The following is an 18,345-nucleotide window of genomic DNA, read 5'->3' as shown; positions in this document are numbered from 1 at the left end:
CGTAGCGATTCTCATTTGGCATTCGGAAGGATGGAGTTCAGAAGAGCAGCATTCTGCTACAGAATCATATTCCTTAATAATTGTAGAGATTAACAGACTATATGGTGATTACATAGGGCTTATCTTGATGTCCGCAATTGGCTGAGCTCGGTTGTCTGATTTAGACTCAGATGAACTTCCGCTTCCGCTGAACTGGAGTCGTACGGTCGTATTTACATAAACAGTCGCGGTGAGCCGTTGAAAGTCACACAATGTAATTCTGTGGCATAGCAAACTAATCTGATTGGCGTTATTAAGAATTGCGCATTTGCCCTGCAATCCCCCTCTTTATTTCCTAATAATTCACTTTAACTCTGCTATTTATTCATCTGTTTTTTCGCGTTTTATTGTTCCTGTATGCTCTCTGATTTCTGTTGTAACCCTCTGTCTTTAAAGGGACTTTTCCTGCTTTTGTAGGGAAGTTGCCTTGACAAGAGTTGATTACTGTACTTATTATGGGGAAAAGTGGGGAAAGGTGGGTTTTTCGGGAAAAATAAATCCACAGGGGTATTTTTTTGTTTCGAGGTGCCAACAAGCTTAATCTGGATGCCAAAGGGCGTCTTGCGATGCCGATGCGGTATCGAGAGCGGCTGCGTGAGTGTTGTGCTTCTCGATTAATAATAACCATAGATCAGGATCGCTGTTTGTTGCTCTATCCGCTGCCTGACTGGCAGGAGATAGAACGAAAACTGATGAAACTTCCCTCCCTCAATAAAGCCGCGCGTAACCTGCAGCGTCTGCTGGTTGGCCATGCTGCCGATGTTGACATGGATGGTCAGGGACGGCTGTTGTTGCCGTCAACATTACGCGAATTTGCCAGTTTGGAAAAGCAGGTAATGCTGGTTGGACAGGGAAATAAGTTTGAGCTCTGGAACGAAGATCGCTGGAATGAACAGCGTGATGCCGGTTTGGAAAATATGGATTTCGATCAGCTGGATTTGCCTGCAGATCTGGAATCCCTCTCACTATAGCTATGGGTGATTTCAGTGAACATCATCCGGTGCTTTTCAATGAAGCACTGGAGGCTCTGGCTATTTCTGAGACAGGTGTTTATGTGGATGGCACTTTTGGTCGTGGTGGTCATAGTGGAGAGCTGTTGGATCGACTGGGAGCCGAAGGGCGTCTGCTGGCGATAGATAAGGATCCCGATGCTGTTGCTCATGGAAATGCCCTATTTGGCGATGACGCCCGTTTTGAGATTGAACAGGGTTCTTTCGCCATGCTGGAGCAGTTCATAGAGCAGAAGGGTTTATTCGGACAGGTGAATGGCATCCTGCTGGATTTGGGTGTCTCCTCCCCGCAGCTGGACAGGCCTGAGCGTGGTTTCAGCTTTCTGAAGGATGGTCCGCTGGATATGCGCATGGACAACTCATCAGGCGTCAGTGCGGCCCAGTGGTTGGCTGATGCAGAGGCGGATGAAATAGCCCGGGTCCTCAAAGAGTATGGTGAAGAACGGTATGCCAAACGTATTGCGAGGACCATTGTGAGTGCCAGGCAGCTGGTAGCGATAGAGACAACGGCGCAACTCTCGGAGATTGTTGCAATTGCCAACCCGGCTTGGGAAAAAGGCAAGAATCCGGCTACCCGCGCCTTTCAGGCAATCCGTATTTATATCAATGAGGAGTTGGATGATCTAAAGGCTTGCTTGGAGCAGTCTTTGGTTGTTTTGGCCCCTGGTGGCCGACTTGCGGTAATTAGTTTTCATTCCCTGGAGGATCGTATCGTCAAACGATTCATGCGCGATGGAGAGCGAGGTGACTATTTTCCTCCCGGAATACCTGTGACCCAAGAGCAGATTAAATCGAAACTGAAACGTATAGGTAAAGTGGCTAAAGCGTCTCCGAAAGAGGTGTCGCGGAACCCAAGGGCGCGCAGTGCGGTGCTTCGCGTGGCGGAGCGGTTGGCATGAGTCGTGGGCAGTTTGTGATGCTGATGCTGTTGGCACTTGCGCTTTTGGCGACTGCCACCGGTGTGGTTTATGCCAAGTATTCATCGCGTAAATATTTTGTTGAGCTTCAGCGGTTGCGTGCCGAGCATGATGCCCTCAATGTGGAGTGGGGGCGTCTGCAGCTGGAGTTGAGTACCTGGGCTACCCATAGTCGGATTGAGCGGGTTGCCAGGAAGCAGTTGAAAATGCATATCCCCTTGGGGAACGAAGTAATGGTGATCAGGCCCTGAATCATGGCAGGCACAAAGCAAAAAAAACGGTTGGTCCAGGCGCGCAAAAGCGAACAGGCAAGGCTCCCGAGCTATAGAGTCCGGCGCTGGACTCTGCTCGGTCTGCTGGGCTTCTCTGCGATGCTGCTTATCGGGCGCGCCGTTGATCAGCAGATCTTCAAAACCGTTTTTTTGCAGAATGAGGGTCAGCGGCGCCATCTTCGGGTAATGGATATTGCCGCCAACCGAGGCATGATTACTGATCGGCACGGTGAGCCGCTGGCGATCAGTACTCCGGTGGATTCAATTTGGGTGAACCCCAGGGTGCTATTACCGGACCGGCGTATCTTGGCTCCCCTGGCGAAGCTTTTGGGGCGTGATCTGGATGGGTTGCGCAGAAAACTGGCTCAGCGCAGCGGTCGTTCATTCGTCTATCTGAAGCGCCGGGTAAATCCGGATCTGGCTGAGAAAGTGAGGAAGCTGGTTGCTGAGAAAGGAATTGCCGGTGTCGGGCTTCAGAGGGAGCACCGCCGTTTCTATCCCGGTAGTGAAGTGTTTGCCCACGTGGTGGGCTTCACCGGTATCGATGATCAGGGACAGGAAGGGCTAGAATTTGCATTCGATGCTTGGCTGCAGGGTCGTGCCGGCCAGAAACGGGTAATCCTTGATGGGCGGTCCAGGGTGGTAAAGGATGTTGAGCGTATTCTCGAACCAAAGGCGGGTAAAGATCTGGTTCTGAGTCTGGACCGACGGCTGCAGTTTCTTGCCTATCGGGAGTTGAAGGGGGCGGTAAAGCACCACAGGGCCAAGTCGGGGTCGGTAATTATTCTGGATGTCCAGAGTGGTGAAGTGCTGGCGATGGTGAACCAGCCCTCCTATAACCCCAATGGCTCCAAGCGTGGCAAGGCTGGACGTTTCCGCAATCGTGCAGTGACCGATGTGTTTGAGCCTGGCTCCACGATGAAGCCTTTTACCATTTCCGCGGCTCTTGATTCAGGAAAGTACCTGTCTGGAACTCGGATTGACACCGCGCCCGGGTTCCTCAAGGTGGGTCGTTATCGGGTAAAAGATCCTCGGAACTACGGGTTGATTGATGTTGCCAAAGTGATCAGTAAATCCAGTAATGTGGGGGCGAGCAAGATCGCCCTGAGCCTCTCAAAGGATGAGTTCTGGGGCTTTTTATCAAAAATGGGTTTTGGTCATCCCACCGACACGGGTTTTCCAGGCGAGGTGGCTGGGCTGTTACCCCCTTATCAGCATTGGGCAAAAATTGATCAGGCGACTCTTGCATTTGGTTATGGTTTGTCGGTAACGCCTTTGCAGTTGGCCAGGGCCTACGCAGTGATTGCCGACGATGGTCTCCGTCACCCGCTTTCTCTTATCAAGCTGGATAAACCGGCGGAGAGCGAGAGAGTGATGAGTGCCAGCACGGCAAAGGCCGTGAGAAAAATGATGGAGGCGGTGGTCTCTCCCGAGGGCACTGCGCCGGCAGCTGCGGTGGCCGGATACCGGGTTGCCGGGAAGACAGGCACGGTAAAGAAAAGCATACCCGGTGGTTACTCAGATGACCGTTATCTCTCTGTGTTTGCAGGTATGGTGCCGGCCAGCGATCCCCGGCTGGTAATGGTTGTGATGATCGATCAGCCAAGTGCCGGAAAATACTACGGCGGGCAAGTGGCAGCCCCGGTCTTTTCAAAGGTGATGGCGGGGGCTTTGCGCTTGCTTAATGTGGCGCCTGATGATGTCGCTGGAAATGGTATGCGGCTCGCGGGAGCCCGTGGGGCATTGCAATGAGTGCCATTTCTGCAAATAACAGTATCAAGCTTTCGGTCCTATTGTCCGGCAGGGTGACTCTATCCGAACAGGATGATTGCGCCATTTCCGCATTGACCCTCGATAGCCGGAGTGTGGTTGAAGGCACTCTTTTCCTGGCCTGTGCCGGAACTGTACGACACGGTATGGAATTTTTCGAGCAGGCCATGAAAAATGGCGCTGCCGCCATTGTCTGTGAACCAGATGAGCAGTGGCCGGGTTCCAGGATAGCCGCTTTAGCCGGTTCGATATCAGTACCCCTACTGGTGATGGAGGGGTTGAGCGGTCAGGTCAGTGCTATAGCGGGACGTTTTTATCACCACCCCAGCCGGTCGATGAGTGTTACCGGAATTACCGGTACCAACGGTAAAACCAGTTGTGCACAGTTTTTAGCCCGTGCGCTGTCAGTTGAAGCAACTTGTGGTGTGATCGGAACCCTGGGTAATGGTTTCCCCGGCGCCCTCGATAGTGCCACCCATACCACGCCTGATCCGGTTGCATTGCAGGCGCTGTTGAGCGACTTCCGTGTCAAGGGAGCATCAGCCGTTGCTATGGAGGTCTCCTCTCACGCGCTGGATCAGGGTCGCGCTGCAGATATTCGGTTTGATGCGGCCGTGTTTACCAACTTGAGCCGGGACCATCTCGACTACCACGGCACGCTCGAAGAGTATGGCGCAGCCAAGAGAGAGTTGTTCTTAATGCCGGATCTTGGTTGTGCCGTGATCAATCTGGATGATGCTTTTGGCCGGAAACTGTTTTCGGAGATGCCGGTAGAGCCCGTTTTAATCGGTTATGGGCTGGATGCCGGCAATGCCCAGAAACAGGGGCTGGACCATTGGGTTTGGGCTAAAAAGATGATCTCCAGCGCCAATGGTATGTGTATTGCCATTGATAGTAGCTGGGGATCCGGCGAGCTGGTTACACCGCTGCTGGGGCGTTTCAATGCAAGCAATTTATTGGCAGCGCTGGCGGTTCTGCTGTATCGGAATATTCCCCTGAACGAGGCGTTGTTGAGACTCTCCCGTCTGCAGACCGTACCCGGACGAATGGAACGTTTTGGCGGGGAAGGACAGCCGCTTGTGGTGGTCGATTATGCCCATACCCCGGATGCGCTGGAGCATGCCCTGGCGGCACTTCGGGAGCATGCGGAGGGTTGCCTGATCTGTCTGGTTGGCTGTGGCGGGGATCGTGACCGGGGTAAGCGTCCGCAAATGGGTGCGATTGCAGAAAGGATTGCAGATCAGGTCATTGTGACAGATGACAACCCCCGCACTGAGGATGGTGATGGGATCGTTCAAGAGATATTGGGTGGTATGGCCCGGCCTGAAAAGGTCCGGGTGATACGTGACAGGAGTGAAGCGATTCATACTGCCGTGGCCGAAGCTGCAAAAGAGGATCTGATTCTGGTCGCAGGTAAAGGGCATGAGACGGTGCAGATTGTCGGTGAGCTGAAAATGCCGTTCAGTGATTGTGAGCAGGTGGCTGACGCCCTGTCGGGGGTTAGCCGATGATTCAATTCAGCCTGTCAACGGCCGCTGCTGGGATGAATGCCCAACATATCGGGGCCGATGCGCTTTTTTCAGCCGTCAGTACCGATACCCGAACCTTGGCAGAAGGTGAATTATTCGTTGCCCTGGCCGGGCCGCATTTTGATGGACATGATTATCTTCAGCTTGCCCATGAACGCGGGGCAGCGGGTGCCATGGTGGATCGCGATGTTGTAACGGAGCTGCCGCTGTTGCAGGTGGATGATACGCTGAAGGGGTTGGGTGTTCTCTCTTCGTTGTGGCGGCAGGCCTGTTCAGCGCCTGTGGTGGCAGTGACCGGCAGCAATGGCAAGACCACGGTAAAAGAGATGATCGCCGCTATCCTCAGTCGGCGCGGTGAGGTACTTGCCACACAAGGAAATCTGAACAACCACATCGGTATGCCATTGACACTGCTTCGGCTTCAGGAGCAGGCCTATGCCGTAGTCGAGATGGGTGCAAATAACCCGGGGGAGATTGCCTGCCTGAGCAGTATTGCACAGCCGGATGTGGCGGTGCTGACTAACGCCGGACGTGCCCACCTGGAAGGTTTTGGCACCCTTGAGGGCGTGGCCCGGGCGAAAGGTAAAATTATTGCCGGGCTGTCTGCTGATGGCTGCTTTGTATTCAACGCCGATGATAAATGGGCTGGGCTGTGGTTGGAACTTGCCGGTGATCGTCAGATCTGTAGTTTTGGTGTTGAGCATGCTGCAGATATCAGCAGTAGAAAAGAGGCTTATCAGATTGATTGGAATGACCATGGGTTTATCGCACGATTTCCGGTTACCACCCCGGCAGGAGAGTTAGAGATCGAACTGGCATTGGCGGGGCAGCATAACCGTATGAATGCATTGGCGGCCATTGGCGCAGCTCAGGCAGTGGGGGCAGAGGGTGACGAAATCATTCAGGGGCTGGCCTCACTGAAACCAATCAAGGGAAGGCTGCAGCCACTTGCCGGTGTTAATGGCGTGGGTTTGATTGATGACAGTTATAACGCAAACCCGGACTCTGTCGGTGCGGCGATTGCGGTGTTGTCCAGCGCTCCCGACCGTCGTTTTCTGATACTGGGTGAGATGGCGGAGATGGGGAGCGGTGAAGCTGCGTTTTATCAGGAACTGGGGCTGCTGGCACTTGAATCCGGGATTGATCATCTCTATGCCGTTGGTGCGGCAGGTGCTGCAGCAAATGCATTTGGTGCAGGTGGCGTCTCCTTTGAGAGCCGTGAGGCACTGGTTGATAGTTTACTGAAAACCCTGCAACAGGGTGACAAGGTACTGGTAAAAGGGTCGCGGAGTGCAGCTATGGAGTTGGTTATTAATCGATTAATCACCGGGGAGACTCACTGATATGCTGGTTTACCTGGCGGAATATCTCTCTCAGTTCAACAGTGGCTTTGGTCTGTTTCAGTACCTCACACTGCGTACCATTCTGGGTATTTTGACCGCCTTGCTGATCTCATTTGTTGTCGGTCCTGTGATGATCCGCCGGCTCACCCATCATCAGATTGGTCAGACTGTGCGGGATGATGGTCCAAAAACTCATCTTTCAAAAGCGGGAACGCCAACCATGGGTGGAGCTCTCCTGCTGGTGGCAATCTCGGTCAGTACTCTGCTCTGGTCCGATTTAACTGTGCGCTATGTCTGGGTGGTAGTGATCGTTACTCTGATGTTCGGCATTATCGGTTTTATCGATGACTATAAAAAACTGGTACTGAAAGATTCCAGAGGTCTGATTACCAGATACAAATACTTTTGGCAGTCCGTAGCGGGTATGGGAGCTGCTTATATCCTCTATGCCACAGCCCAGACGCCGGCTGAGACTGAGCTGATTATCCCTTTTTTCAAACATGTGGTGATCGATATGGGCCCCTGGTTCATATTGCTTACTTATCTTGTCATTGTGGGCACCAGCAATGCGGTGAATCTTACCGATGGGCTGGATGGCTTGGCTATTATGCCGACAGTACTGGTGGCAGGGGCCCTGGGGATCTTCGCCTATGTATCCGGCCACGCTCAAATTGCCAACTATCTGCTGATTCCCTTCCTGCCGGAGGTGGGCGAGGTGGCAGTTTTCTGTGGCACCCTGGTCGGTGCCGGACTTGGTTTTCTATGGTTCAACGCCTATCCGGCTCAGGTTTTCATGGGGGATGTGGGTGCCCTTGCGCTGGGTGCTGCACTGGGTGTGGTGGCCGTCGTGGTGCGACAGGAGCTGGTGCTGATGGTCATGGGCGGTGTTTTCGTCATGGAGACTGTCTCAGTGATTCTCCAGGTGGCCTCCTTCAAGCTCACCGGGCGGCGCATTTTCCGTATGGCGCCTTTGCATCATCATTTTGAACTTAAAGGCTGGCCCGAGCCCCGGGTCATTGTGCGCTTCTGGATTATTACCGTGATTTTGGTGCTGATTGGCTTGGCCAGTCTAAAGATCAGGTGATATGGACGATATCGCGAAAAAGATGGATCTAGGTATGCCAATGAGAGAGGCAGGTGAGGGTAAAACCCTGATTATCGGTCTGGGAAAGACCGGTCTCTCCTGCGCCCGTTATCTGGCCGCCAGAAATGTACCGGCGGCAGTAACCGACAGTCGCGAATTGCCTCCCGGGTTGGATCAACTGCGCCTTGAGCTGCCGGACACTGCACTCTTTCTGGGACGGTTTGATAAAGCGGTGTTTGAGGCGGCAGGCCGTTTGGTGGTGAGTCCGGGAGTAGCCGTGAGTGAACCGCTGATTCAGGATGCGATCGCCCGTGGTATCCCGGTGATTGGCGATATTGAACTGTTTGCCCGGGAGGTGACAGCACCGGTGGTTGCTATTACCGGATCCAACGGTAAGAGCACCGTTACCACTCTGCTGGGAACAATGGCACGGATTGCCGGCCGGGATATTGCAATCGGCGGCAATCTTGGTGAACCGGCATTGGACCTGCTAAACCAAGCTTCCGATCTCTATATCCTGGAGCTGTCAAGCTTTCAGCTGGAGACCACAGACTCACTATCACCCGCAGTGGCCATTGTACTGAATGTCTCCCCAGACCATATGGATCGCTACACTAATGTGTCAGCGTATGCGGAAATCAAATCCACAATTTATCATAATGCAGCTGCAAGGGTTTTCAATCTTGATGATCCTCAGGTGATGTCGATGCGGGAAGAGGTGGGAGAGGATCTCTTTTTTACTTTGAATCAGCCGGAAGAGGGCGTGTTCGGATTGTGCGGTAGTTCTGGAGACCGGTCACTTTGCCTGGGTAAGAGAAAGCTGCTGTCGTTATCTGAATTGAAAATGGCTGGCCGCCATAACGTCACCAATGCGTTGGCGGCACTGGCGGTGGGGCAACTGTTGAATTTACCGATGCCTGCCATGCTGGAGGCGCTTCGTAGTTTTCCTGGACTGACCCATCGGACTCAGTTCGTTGCAGAGTATGCGGGTGTGCGTTGGTACAACGACTCCAAGGGAACCAATGTCGGAGCCTGTATTGCTGCCCTGGAAGGGCTGCGATCGGATGCAGGTGACGATCGTACGGTGCTGATTGCCGGCGGTGATGGGAAAGGAGCTGACTTCTCCCCATTGGCGGAGGTGGTGGTAAAAAATGCCCGTGCGGTGATTCTGATCGGACAAGATGCAAATCGGATAGAAGAGGCGCTGGGTGACCGTGTACCTCTGCTTCATGCTGCCGATATGGAACAGGCGGTGACCCTGGCGGCTGAGCAGGCCCGTGAGGGTGACCGGGTTCTGCTATCACCCGCCTGCGCCAGCTTCGATATGTTTACCGGCTATCAGCAGCGCGGTGAACTGTTCCTGGAAGCAGTAAGGAGGATCATTCGATGACCGCTCAGGCGACCATTGGTGAGGCCCGCCTCATGATGCCGGAATTCGACTACCTGCTGATCGCGGTTGCTTGCCTGTTATTGGGATTAGGTCTGGTGATGGTCGCCTCTGCATCTCTCCACCGGATCAACAGCGCACCTTTCTATTATGTGAATCGGCACCTGATTGCCATCGGTATCGGGTTGGCTGGTGCCCTGGTGGTATCCCGGATTTCGGTAGAGCAGTGGGAGCGTTCAGGCACCACACTCTATTTTGTCGGATTGCTGCTGTTGGTGCTGGTGCTGATACCGGGCCTTGGACGCAGTGCCAATGGTGCCTCCCGCTGGATTCCCATTGGGTCATTCAATATTCAAAGTTCGGAATTCATGAAGCTGTTCATGGTGCTTTATGTATCTGGCTATCTGGTGCGCCGCCAGTTGGAAGTCACCCTGAGCGTCTGGGGCTTTGTGAAACCGATGTTGCTGCTGTTGATTGCTTGCGCACTGATCATGCTTCAGCCTGACTTTGGCACCACGGCAGTCCTTCTGGCTACCGCCATGGGATTGCTGTTTCTTGGTGGAGTGCCGGTGTGGCAGTTTGCCATTCTGCTCGCCGGGGCGGTTGCTGCGCTGACCGGGCTGGTGTTGGTTTCACCCTATCGGTTACAGCGGATTACCGGATTTCTCGATCCCTGGGCGGATGTGCAGAACAGTGGTTATCAGCTGGCCCAGGCACTGATCGCCTTTGGGCGTGGAGAGTGGTTTGGCGTGGGGCTGGGCAATGGTATTCAGAAACAGTTCTATCTGCCGGAGGCTCATACGGATTTCCTGATGGCGGTGATTGGTGAGGAGTTTGGGTTGGTCGGAACCTTGATTGTGATTCTGCTGTTTGGCGTGATTGTCTGGCGTGCTTTTAGTATCGGTGCCAAGGCGGAACGGATGAACCGGCGGTTTGCCTCTTACGTGGCCCAGGGCTTAGGGCTATGGATTGGCATGCAGGCGTTTATCAATATCGGGGTGAACGTCGGATTGCTACCCACCAAAGGGTTGACCCTGCCACTGATGAGTTACGGTGGAAACAGCATCATTGTCGCCTGTCTGGTGATTGGCATGCTGGTGAGAATCGACTTTGAACTGCGTCAAAACGGAAAAGAAAAAAAGGAGGGGTTGAAATGGGCCTCCGTGTAATGGTGATGGCTGGCGGTACCGGCGGACATGTTTTCCCGGCACTGGCAGTGGCAGATGAACTCAGTTCAAGAGGCGCCGAGGTGTTCTGGTTGGGTGCCTGCAACAGCTTTGAATCGAGAGTGGTACCTGAGCATGGCTATGTCGTTGAGGCGATCAGTATTAAAGGCCTCCGGGGTAATGGTGCATTGGGTTGGCTGGCAGCGCCTTTCAATATTGCTCTGGCAATGTATCAGGCGATGAAGATAGTACGCAGAAAACGCCCAGGACTGGTCTTGGGGCTGGGTGGTTTTGTCACCGGCCCGGGTGGCCTGGTAGCGCGAGTGATGGGTATACCTCTGGTGATTCACGAACAGAATTCTGTGCCCGGAATGACCAATAGATGGTTGTCTCGTGTGGCGACCAAAGTGATTGAGGCCTTTCCCGGTAGCTTTCCTGCGAAACGGCAGGCTCTTGTGACGGGCAATCCTGTGCGCAGTGAAATTGCTGATTTGCCTGAACCGGCTGAGCGTCTGAACAGGGGTGAAGGCGCGCTTCGGCTTCTGGTGCTGGGAGGCTCCCAGGGGGCCTTGGCATTGAATGAAAACCTGCCTGGTGCACTGGCAAAAATCGATTCGGAGTTGCGACCCCAGGTGCGTCATCAGGCGGGCCGGGACAAGGTGGCGTTTACTGAAACGCTTTATCGGAAGGCGGGTGTGGAAGCCGATGTGTCGGCCTTTGTCGAAGATATGGCGGAAGCCTACGGCTGGGCCGATCTGGTGGTCTGCCGGGCAGGCGCATTGACAGTGGCGGAATTGGCAGCTGCCGGTGTTGGCTCGATCCTGGTGCCCTATCCCCATGCGGTGGATGACCATCAGACCCTGAATGCCCGTTATCTTTCGGACAGTGGGGCTGCGTTACTGATGCCTCAGTCGGAGTTGGATGCTGAGAGCTTGTCACTGCACCTGCAGAAGCTGTGCAGGGATAGGGCAGAGATACAGAAGATGGCTTCAATAGCACGAAATCTTGCGCTGCCTGAAGCAACGGCAAAGGTAGCGGATATCTGTCAGGAGGTGGCAGGCTGATGAACAGTTCGGATCGGAAACAGCGCAGGCTGGCAGCAGATGCCATGGGCCGTATGCGGCATCTCCACTTTGTCGGTATCGGTGGTGCCGGTATGAATGGCATAGCTCAGGTGATGCTTAATCTGGGATATCACATATCCGGCTCAGACCTGAGAGAGAATGCGGCGACCCTGCGATTGACTGAGCAGGGCGCTGATATCCATATCGGTCATGGACCGGAAAATATCAAGGGCGCGGATGCTGTTGTGATCTCCAGTGCTGTACAGGATGACAATCCTGAAGTGGTTACCGCTCATGAGCAGCGAATACCGGTGGTTCCCCGGGCGGAGATGCTGGCGGAACTGATGCGTTTCCGTTATGGCATTGCTGTAGCGGGCACCCATGGGAAAACCACAACGACCAGCCTGATCGCCAGTCTGCTGGAAGAGGGCGGACTGGACCCCACGTTTGTTATTGGGGGGAAACTCAATTCGGCCGGAACCTATGCCAGATTGGGCAAGGGTGAATATCTGGTGGCTGAGGCGGATGAGAGCGATGCCTCTTTTCTCTACCTTCAGCCGATGATGGCGGTGGTTACAAATATCGATGTCGACCATATGGGCACCTATGGTGGAGATTTCGGCCGGCTGCGCCAGGCTTTTATCGAGTTTCTCCATCACCTCCCTTTTTATGGTTTGGCGGTGCTCTGTATCGATGATGATGAGGTCCGTAACCTGCTGTCGGATGTCACCCGTCATGTACTGACGTATGGCATGGCAAAAGATGCTGACTTGCAGGCAACGAACGTCAGGGCAGAGGGCCTGCGTACCCACTTTACGGTTCAGCCTCCGGAAGGGGATGCGTTTGACGTGACGTTGAATATGCCGGGCCGGCACAACGTGCTCAATGCTCTGGCTGCTGTTGCAGTGGCATGGGAGCTGGGTATAGGTGCGGCTGCTATTCAGCAGGCCCTGGCAGAGTTTCAGGGAATCGGACGGCGCTTCCAGGCCTGTGAGTGCCAACTGGCGGATGGACGTAATATTTTACTGGTGGATGACTATGGTCACCACCCAAGGGAGGTTGGAGCCACCCTGGATGCGGTCAGTGAAGGCTGGCCGGATCGGCGGGTCGTGTTGGCGTTCCAACCCCACCGCTACTCCCGGACACAGGAGCAGTTTGACGACTTTACCCAAGTGTTGTCGCGACCTGATGTGCTGGTGTTGGCCGAAGTCTATCCCGCAGGGGAGAAGCCGATTCCCGGTGCGGATGGCCGAGCTTTGAGCCGGGCGATCCGGGCTCGGGGACAGTTGGATCCGGTGTTTGTTGATCCAATTTCAGCGCTTTACCAGGTGCTCGATGGCTTGGTGGAGGATGGCGACATCGTTCTTACTCTCGGTGCCGGTGATATCGGAATTATTGCAGTGGGATTAGCTGATCGTCTGAGTGGTGGGGAGGAGGTCGAATGAAATCTGCACTTACCAGGCGTTTACATATGGGGTGTGGTGAGCCGCTCCTGGGATTGCTGCCGTCACGGCCTGTGGTCAAGAGATTGCCACTGTTGCCAGCAGAATCATTGATGAAGCGTGGCAAAGAGGATCGTTTTCCGCAGGGTGAACGCAAGTGATGGCCGCCATGGAAAGTGATGGCTTGAGGGGAGAGCTGCGGTACGACGAGCCTCTGTCCAGCCATACCAGCTGGCGAGTGGGTGGGCCGGCCAATCGTTTTTATCGCCCCGCAGACAGTGCCGACCTGGTGCAGTTTTTGTCTGAATTGCCGGATCGGGAGCCGCTGTTGTGGCTGGGGCTGGGAAGCAACCTGCTGATTCGGGATGGTGGTTTTGCCGGTACGGTGATTGCCACTCAGGGACGGTTGGAAATGCTCTCGATGGATACTGATGGTCTGTTGCGGGCTGAAGCAGGAGTGGCTTGTGCCAAAGTGGCCCGATTTGCTGCGCGACAGGGACTTTGTGGTGCTGAATTTCTGGCCGGTATACCAGGCACCATGGGTGGTGTACTGGCAATGAATGCCGGTGCTTTTGGTGGTGAGACTTGGCGGCAAGTGTCGCGGGTCGAGATGATTGATCGGCATGGACGGGTGCAGAGACGTACTCCGGATGAGTTTGATATCAGCTACCGGCACGTCAGTGGTATGGAAAACGAGTGGTTTCTGGCCGCATTGCTCAAGCTTGAGGCTGGCGATGTGGCGGCGGGGCAGCAGCGGATTCGCGATTTACTGGCGTTAAGGGCAGAGAAACAGCCCATAGGCCTGCCCAGTTGTGGCTCGGTATTCCGTAACCCAGAAGGGGATTATGCAGCGCGGCTGATTGAGACGGCGGGGTTAAAAGGGTTGGCTATCGGTGGTGCCAGGGTATCTGAAAAACATGCCAACTTTATCATTAATGAAGGCGGTGCCACGGGGGCGGATATCGAGCAGTTGATAGAGAAGGTGAGAGAGCAGGTTGCTGAGAAGAGTGGCATCCAGCTGCAGACTGAGGTGCATATTTTGGGTGTTACGGGGCAGAACAGGTGAAGGTTACAGCAGCTGATTTCGGCAAAGTGGCCGTACTCATGGGTGGTGAGTCAGCAGAGCGTGCGGTGTCATTGCAGAGCGGACAAGCTGTGCTGGAAGCGCTGCTGCGGAGAGGTGTCGATGCCCTTGGTGTTGATGCCGGACCGGATGTATTGGCCCGGCTGCAGAGTGAGCATTTTACCCGGGTATTTATTGTATTGCATGGCCGTGGTGGTGAAGACGGTGTTATCCAGGGTGCACTGGAGATGATCGGTTTGTCCTATACCGGCAGTGGCGTGTCTGCTTCCGCCCTGGGTATGGATAAGTACCGCTGCAAGCTGATGTGGAAGGGCATGGGATTGCCGACGGCCGGGTTTGCAATGATCTCCCAAGAGGCGGATCTAGCCCGGGCGGAAGCATTGGGTTTTCCGCTGATGGTGAAGCCTGCGCATGAAGGATCAAGTATTGGTATGGCCCGGGTGGATAACGCTGCAGCCTTGAGACAGGCCTGGCAGGCGGCAGCGGAATATGACGCCGAAGTGATGGCCGAGTGCTGGGTCGATGGACCCGAGTATACGGCATCGATACTGGGTGACGAGGTGCTGCCGTTGATCCGGGTCGAGACACCGAACCAATTTTATGATTACGAGGCCAAGTATCAGGCGGAGAGCACGCTGTATCACTGCCCCTGCGGGCTTGGTGAGTCCGGTGAGTTGGCATTGCGGAATCTGGCAATGAAGGCGTTTCGTTCGATTGGTGCGGCTGGTTGGGGGCGTGTGGATATGCTGATGGATAAGCAGGGTAATCCTCAGCTGCTGGAAGTGAATACCGTGCCTGGGATGACCAGCCACAGTCTGGTGCCCATGTCGGCGATGGCACATGGTATCGATTTTAATGAATTGGTCTGGCGAATTATGTCTGCCAGCCTGGATAACAGCTGATGGCAAAGAAAACAGGCAAAAAAGCCAAAGCATCCTGGCAACGCCCGGTCTGGAAAGATGCTGGCAAGTGGCTGCTTGGGCTGCTGCTGTTTTCCCTGATAGGGAGTGGTGCTGCCTGGGGTCTCCTCCAGTTGCAGGATCCGAATGTATTGCCTCTTAAAGTGATACGGATAGATGGTGACTTTAAACATCTTGACCGGAGACAGCTTGAAGGCGCCATCGGTAGGGCTATGGGAGGTAATTTTTTCACCGTGGATCTGGATGGGATAAGGGAAGCGGGGCTGGATCTTGCGTGGGTTGATCAGGTGACGGTACGCCGGATCTGGCCGGATACCCTGAAAATGACCGTTCGGGAGGAGATTCCCCTGGCACGATGGGGTAAACAGCAGTTGGTTAATCACCAAGGTGGGGTGTTTTCACCCTTGCCGAAAGAGATACCGCAAGGCCTGCCAGAACTGGCAGGTCCGGAAGGGAGTGCAGCTGAAGTGGTGACGCAGTTTGTGGCCATGAACCACCAGGTGGCGGGTCTTGATCTGTCAATAATGCGGTTGAATATGGATGCGCGAAGGGCCTGGAGCCTGGTGTTTAACCAGGGGCTGGAACTCAAGTTGGGCCGTTCTCAGCAAGAGGAGCGGCTTACCCGGTTTATCCGGATCTATAGGTTGATAGCGAAAAGTGAAGAGACGCAGAGGATGAAGCGGGTGGATCTTAGATACACCAACGGTGTGGCTGTTCTCTGGGAAGAGCGGAAACAGCAGGAGAAAATGGTGATGACCAGACCGCTTGCAGGAATGCGCCGGGAAACGACCGTTAAGCATGGCGGAGGACAAGCTTAGATGACTAAACAGGTGGAAAAGAACCTGATCGTCGGATTGGATATCGGCACTTCCAAGGTGGTGGCGATTGTCGGTGAAATCAAATCGGACAGTGAAATCGAAATTATCGGCATCGGCTCGCACCCCTCGCGGGGACTAAAGAAGGGCGTGGTGGTAAATATCGAGTCAACTGTCCAATCGATTCAACGGGCGGTGGAAGAGGCTGAGCTGATGTCCGGCTGCGAAATTCACTCGGTACATACGGGCATTGCCGGTAACCATATCCGCAGTCTTAACTCCCATGGCATTGTTGCGATTAAAGAACGTGAGGTGGCCCACGGTGATGTGGAGCGGGTGATTGATGCCGCCCGGGCTGTGGCGATACCTGCTGATCAGAAGATTCTGCATATCCTTCCCCAGGAGTTCATTATCGATGAACAAGAGGGTATCCGTGAGCCGGTCGGTATGTCCGGTGTCCGTCTTGAAGCGCGGGTGCATATGGTGACTGGAGCCGTCAGTGCTGCCCAGAATATTGTGAAATGTGTTCGCCGGTGTGGTCTCGAGGTGGACGACCTGATCCTGGAACAGCTCAGTTCCAGCTATGCCGTGCTCAGTGAAGATGAAAAAGAGCTGGGTGTCTGCCTAGTGGATATTGGCGGTGGTACAACGGACATCGCCATTTTTACCGATGGATCCATTCGTCATACCGCAGTGATCCCTATCGCGGGTGATCAGGTGACCAATGATATTGCCGTTGCATTGCGCACTCCAACCCAGTACGCCGAAAATATCAAGATCAGGTACGCTTGCGCACTGACTCAATTGGCGGCCAGTGATGAAACCATTGAAGTGCAGAGTATTGGTGACAGACCACCACGCAGGCTTTCACGTCAAACCCTGGCAGAGGTGGTGGAACCGCGCTATGAAGAGCTTCTGGGACTGGTGCAGGCAGAGCTGCGGCGAAGCGGTTTCGAAGACCTGATCGCGGGCGGCATCGTGATGACAGGTGGCAGCTCGAAGATGGAAGGATTGATCGAGCTGGCCGAGGAGGTATTCCATATGCCAGTTCGATTGGGTATTCCCCAGTATGTTTTCGGGTTAGTGGATGTGGTGAAAAATCCGATCTACTCAACCGGTGTCGGTTTGTTGCTCTTTGGCCGCCATAATCAGGCCGGCAGACACCATGACCTGTCAGGCGGTGGAGGGCTTAAAGCAGTATGGGCAAGAATGAAGAGTTGGTTTCAGGGCAATTTTTAATTTTAGTTTTTTATTTCAGGCATCTGGGGAATCAGAGCCTGGATTATGAGGGGAGTGGAAAATGTTTGAATTGATGGATGCATATAGTCAGAATGCAGTAATCAAGGTGATTGGCGTTGGTGGCGGTGGTAGTAATGCCATTAACCACATGTTGAAAGCCAATATAGAAGGTGTGGATTTTATCTGCGCAAATACCGATGCTCAGGCGCTGAGAAACAGCGAGGTCCGTACCCTGCTCCAGCTGGGGAACAATATCACCAAGGGACTAGGAGCTGGTGCTGACCCGGATATTGGACGTGATGCCGCGATGGAGGATCATGATCGCATTCGAGAAGCGCTTCAGGGTTCGGACATGGTCTTTATTACCGCTGGCATGGGGGGTGGTACAGGCACCGGTGCAGCACCCGTGGTGGCAGAAATAGCAAAGGAGTTGGGTATTCTTACCGTCGCGGTAGTCACCAAACCTTTCCCGTTTGAAGGTGGAAAACGAATGAATATTGCGGAGAAAGGCATCGGGGAGCTGAGCAAGTATGTCGACTCTCTGATTACCATTCCCAATGAGAAACTGCTGGCTGTTCTGGGTCGTGATATGAGCTTGCTGAACGCTTTTAGCGCGGCCAATGATGTGTTGCAGGGCGCTGTTCAGGGTATTGCAGAACTGATTACCCGTCCGGGTTTGATCAATGTGGATTTCGCTGATGTGCGTGCGGTGATGTCCGAAATGGGTGTCTCTATGATGGGTTCCGGCTCTGTCAGGGGTGAGACCCGTGCAAGGGATGCAGCGGAAGAGGCGATAAACAGCCCTCTGCTTGAAGATGTCAATCTGGCGGGAGCCAAGGGCATATTGGTTAATATCACTGCGGGTCCTGATCTCTCTATCGGTGAATTCGATGAAGTCGGCAGCACCATTAAAGAGTTTGCCTGTGACGAGGCCACGGTGGTGGTTGGGACAGTGATCGACCCTGACATGGACGATGAATTGCGCGTAACAGTGGTTGCTACCGGGCTGGGTGAAATGAACGGTGATGTACCCAAGCTGGCTATGGAAGAGGTTACGCCTGTGCGCCTGATCAATTCAGACGTGGTTGAATCTGCCCTTGTACCTCAGGATTACCGTGACCTGGATAGCCCGACGATCGTTCGCAAAGACCGTCAGACTGCAAAGTCATTCGTCGAAGCGGCACAGGAACAGAACATGGATTATCTGGATATCCCCGCTTTTTTGCGTCGTCAGGCTGACTGAGCAGGAAGCTGGGCGGAGGAG

17 protein-coding genes are annotated in these 18,345 nt (G+C 54.2%); all 17 read left to right on the top strand.

All coding sequences use genetic code 11. From position 1 onward, the window contains the following. Positions 1 to 554: 554 nt before the first annotated feature. The 17 genes from mraZ to ftsZ all read left to right on the top strand — a co-directional run bounded on the left by mraZ (position 555) and on the right by ftsZ (position 18,324). Positions 555 to 1,010: a division/cell wall cluster transcriptional repressor MraZ gene (mraZ, locus tag MN084_RS12625; RefSeq protein ID WP_241086150.1), complete on the top strand. Its 456-nt coding sequence runs from the start codon at positions 555 to 557 to the stop codon at positions 1,008 to 1,010. Between the two features lie 2 nt (positions 1,011 to 1,012). Beyond that, the gene (gene rsmH / locus MN084_RS12620) at positions 1,013 to 1,948 is read left to right on the top strand and encodes a 16S rRNA (cytosine(1402)-N(4))-methyltransferase RsmH (protein ID WP_241086151.1); all 936 of its coding nucleotides are present in this window, start codon (positions 1,013 to 1,015) and stop codon (positions 1,946 to 1,948) included. Further along, positions 1,945 to 2,217 carry a cell division protein FtsL gene (gene ftsL / locus MN084_RS12615; protein ID WP_241086152.1) on the top strand — a complete coding sequence of 91 codons (273 nt, stop codon included), beginning with the start codon at positions 1,945 to 1,947 and terminating at the stop codon, positions 2,215 to 2,217. The genes rsmH and ftsL overlap by 4 nt, the downstream gene beginning before the upstream one ends. A gap of 3 nt (positions 2,218 to 2,220) precedes the next feature. Beyond that, positions 2,221 to 3,990, top strand: coding sequence for a peptidoglycan D,D-transpeptidase FtsI family protein (locus MN084_RS12610; RefSeq protein WP_241086153.1), 1,770 nt, complete (start codon positions 2,221 to 2,223; stop codon positions 3,988 to 3,990). Next, positions 3,987 to 5,519: a UDP-N-acetylmuramoyl-L-alanyl-D-glutamate--2,6-diaminopimelate ligase gene (locus tag MN084_RS12605; RefSeq protein ID WP_241086154.1), complete on the top strand. Its 1,533-nt coding sequence runs from the start codon at positions 3,987 to 3,989 to the stop codon at positions 5,517 to 5,519. Before MN084_RS12610 ends, MN084_RS12605 begins: the two co-directional genes overlap by 4 nt. Further along, positions 5,516 to 6,880, top strand: coding sequence for a UDP-N-acetylmuramoyl-tripeptide--D-alanyl-D-alanine ligase (locus MN084_RS12600; RefSeq protein ID WP_241086155.1), 1,365 nt, complete (start codon positions 5,516 to 5,518; stop codon positions 6,878 to 6,880). Before MN084_RS12605 ends, MN084_RS12600 begins: the two co-directional genes overlap by 4 nt. 1 nt (position 6,881) lies before the next feature. After that, entirely contained in the window at positions 6,882 to 7,964 is a 1,083-nt protein-coding gene (mraY, locus tag MN084_RS12595; protein ID WP_241086156.1) for a phospho-N-acetylmuramoyl-pentapeptide-transferase, read from the top strand. A gap of 1 nt (position 7,965) precedes the next feature. Next, a complete protein-coding gene (gene murD, locus MN084_RS12590) occupies positions 7,966 to 9,354 on the top strand; it encodes a UDP-N-acetylmuramoyl-L-alanine--D-glutamate ligase (RefSeq protein ID WP_241086157.1) in 1,389 nt (462 codons plus the stop codon). Continuing rightward, the gene (gene ftsW, locus MN084_RS12585; RefSeq protein ID WP_241086158.1) at positions 9,351 to 10,520 is read left to right on the top strand and encodes a putative lipid II flippase FtsW; all 1,170 of its coding nucleotides are present in this window, start codon (positions 9,351 to 9,353) and stop codon (positions 10,518 to 10,520) included. Before murD ends, ftsW begins: the two co-directional genes overlap by 4 nt. Further along, positions 10,505 to 11,581: an undecaprenyldiphospho-muramoylpentapeptide beta-N-acetylglucosaminyltransferase gene (murG, locus tag MN084_RS12580; RefSeq protein ID WP_241086159.1), complete on the top strand. Its 1,077-nt coding sequence runs from the start codon at positions 10,505 to 10,507 to the stop codon at positions 11,579 to 11,581. Before ftsW ends, murG begins: the two co-directional genes overlap by 16 nt. Further along, positions 11,581 to 13,026 carry a UDP-N-acetylmuramate--L-alanine ligase gene (gene murC / locus MN084_RS12575; protein WP_241086160.1) on the top strand — a complete coding sequence of 482 codons (1,446 nt, stop codon included), beginning with the start codon at positions 11,581 to 11,583 and terminating at the stop codon, positions 13,024 to 13,026. The genes murG and murC overlap by 1 nt, the downstream gene beginning before the upstream one ends. Then, positions 13,023 to 13,184 (top strand): hypothetical protein, encoded by a 162-nt coding sequence (locus tag MN084_RS12570; RefSeq protein WP_241086161.1) that lies wholly within the window; start codon positions 13,023 to 13,025, stop codon positions 13,182 to 13,184. Before murC ends, MN084_RS12570 begins: the two co-directional genes overlap by 4 nt. Next, positions 13,184 to 14,089, top strand: coding sequence for a UDP-N-acetylmuramate dehydrogenase (gene murB, locus MN084_RS12565; RefSeq protein WP_241086564.1), 906 nt, complete (start codon positions 13,184 to 13,186; stop codon positions 14,087 to 14,089). Before MN084_RS12570 ends, murB begins: the two co-directional genes overlap by 1 nt. 38 nt (positions 14,090 to 14,127) lie before the next feature. Continuing rightward, positions 14,128 to 15,009, top strand: coding sequence for a D-alanine--D-alanine ligase (locus tag MN084_RS12560; RefSeq protein ID WP_241086565.1), 882 nt, complete (start codon positions 14,128 to 14,130; stop codon positions 15,007 to 15,009). Beyond that, positions 15,009 to 15,845, top strand: coding sequence for a cell division protein FtsQ/DivIB (locus tag MN084_RS12555; RefSeq protein ID WP_241086162.1), 837 nt, complete (start codon positions 15,009 to 15,011; stop codon positions 15,843 to 15,845). Before MN084_RS12560 ends, MN084_RS12555 begins: the two co-directional genes overlap by 1 nt. Then, complete coding sequence (gene ftsA, locus MN084_RS12550) at positions 15,846 to 17,081, top strand: cell division protein FtsA (RefSeq protein ID WP_241086163.1); 1,236 nt, start codon at positions 15,846 to 15,848, stop codon at positions 17,079 to 17,081. A 61-nt stretch (positions 17,082 to 17,142) separates the two neighbouring features. Continuing rightward, positions 17,143 to 18,324, top strand: a complete 1,182-nt coding sequence (gene ftsZ / locus MN084_RS12545; protein WP_241086164.1) for a cell division protein FtsZ — start codon at positions 17,143 to 17,145, stop codon at positions 18,322 to 18,324. Positions 18,325 to 18,345 lie beyond the last annotated feature (21 nt).

The organism is Candidatus Vondammii sp. HM_W22 (genome assembly GCF_022530855.2).
In the GTDB taxonomy this organism is placed as follows: domain Bacteria; phylum Pseudomonadota; class Gammaproteobacteria; order Chromatiales; family Chromatiaceae; genus Vondammii.
This window is presented reverse-complemented; position numbering and strand designations above follow the sequence as displayed.

Excerpts from the sequence above, each read along its gene's own strand:
- rsmH (WP_241086151.1), top strand. The coding sequence starts at position 1,013 with ATGGGTGATTTCAGTGAACATCATCCGGTGCTTTTCAATGAAGCACTG.
- ftsL (WP_241086152.1), top strand. The coding sequence starts at position 1,945 with ATGAGTCGTGGGCAGTTTGTGATGCTGATGCTGTTGGCACTTGCGCTT.
- MN084_RS12610 (WP_241086153.1), top strand. The coding sequence starts at position 2,221 with ATGGCAGGCACAAAGCAAAAAAAACGGTTGGTCCAGGCGCGCAAAAGC.
- MN084_RS12605 (WP_241086154.1), top strand. The coding sequence starts at position 3,987 with ATGAGTGCCATTTCTGCAAATAACAGTATCAAGCTTTCGGTCCTATTG.
- MN084_RS12600 (WP_241086155.1), top strand. The coding sequence starts at position 5,516 with ATGATTCAATTCAGCCTGTCAACGGCCGCTGCTGGGATGAATGCCCAA.
- mraY (WP_241086156.1), top strand. The coding sequence starts at position 6,882 with ATGCTGGTTTACCTGGCGGAATATCTCTCTCAGTTCAACAGTGGCTTT.
- murD (WP_241086157.1), top strand. The coding sequence starts at position 7,966 with ATGGACGATATCGCGAAAAAGATGGATCTAGGTATGCCAATGAGAGAG.
- ftsW (WP_241086158.1), top strand. The coding sequence starts at position 9,351 with ATGACCGCTCAGGCGACCATTGGTGAGGCCCGCCTCATGATGCCGGAA.
- murG (WP_241086159.1), top strand. The coding sequence starts at position 10,505 with ATGGGCCTCCGTGTAATGGTGATGGCTGGCGGTACCGGCGGACATGTT.
- murC (WP_241086160.1), top strand. The coding sequence starts at position 11,581 with ATGAACAGTTCGGATCGGAAACAGCGCAGGCTGGCAGCAGATGCCATG.
- MN084_RS12570 (WP_241086161.1), top strand. The coding sequence starts at position 13,023 with ATGAAATCTGCACTTACCAGGCGTTTACATATGGGGTGTGGTGAGCCG.
- murB (WP_241086564.1), top strand. The coding sequence starts at position 13,184 with ATGGCCGCCATGGAAAGTGATGGCTTGAGGGGAGAGCTGCGGTACGAC.
- MN084_RS12560 (WP_241086565.1), top strand. The coding sequence starts at position 14,128 with ATGGGTGGTGAGTCAGCAGAGCGTGCGGTGTCATTGCAGAGCGGACAA.
- MN084_RS12555 (WP_241086162.1), top strand. The coding sequence starts at position 15,009 with ATGGCAAAGAAAACAGGCAAAAAAGCCAAAGCATCCTGGCAACGCCCG.
- ftsA (WP_241086163.1), top strand. The coding sequence starts at position 15,846 with ATGACTAAACAGGTGGAAAAGAACCTGATCGTCGGATTGGATATCGGC.
- ftsZ (WP_241086164.1), top strand. The coding sequence starts at position 17,143 with ATGTTTGAATTGATGGATGCATATAGTCAGAATGCAGTAATCAAGGTG.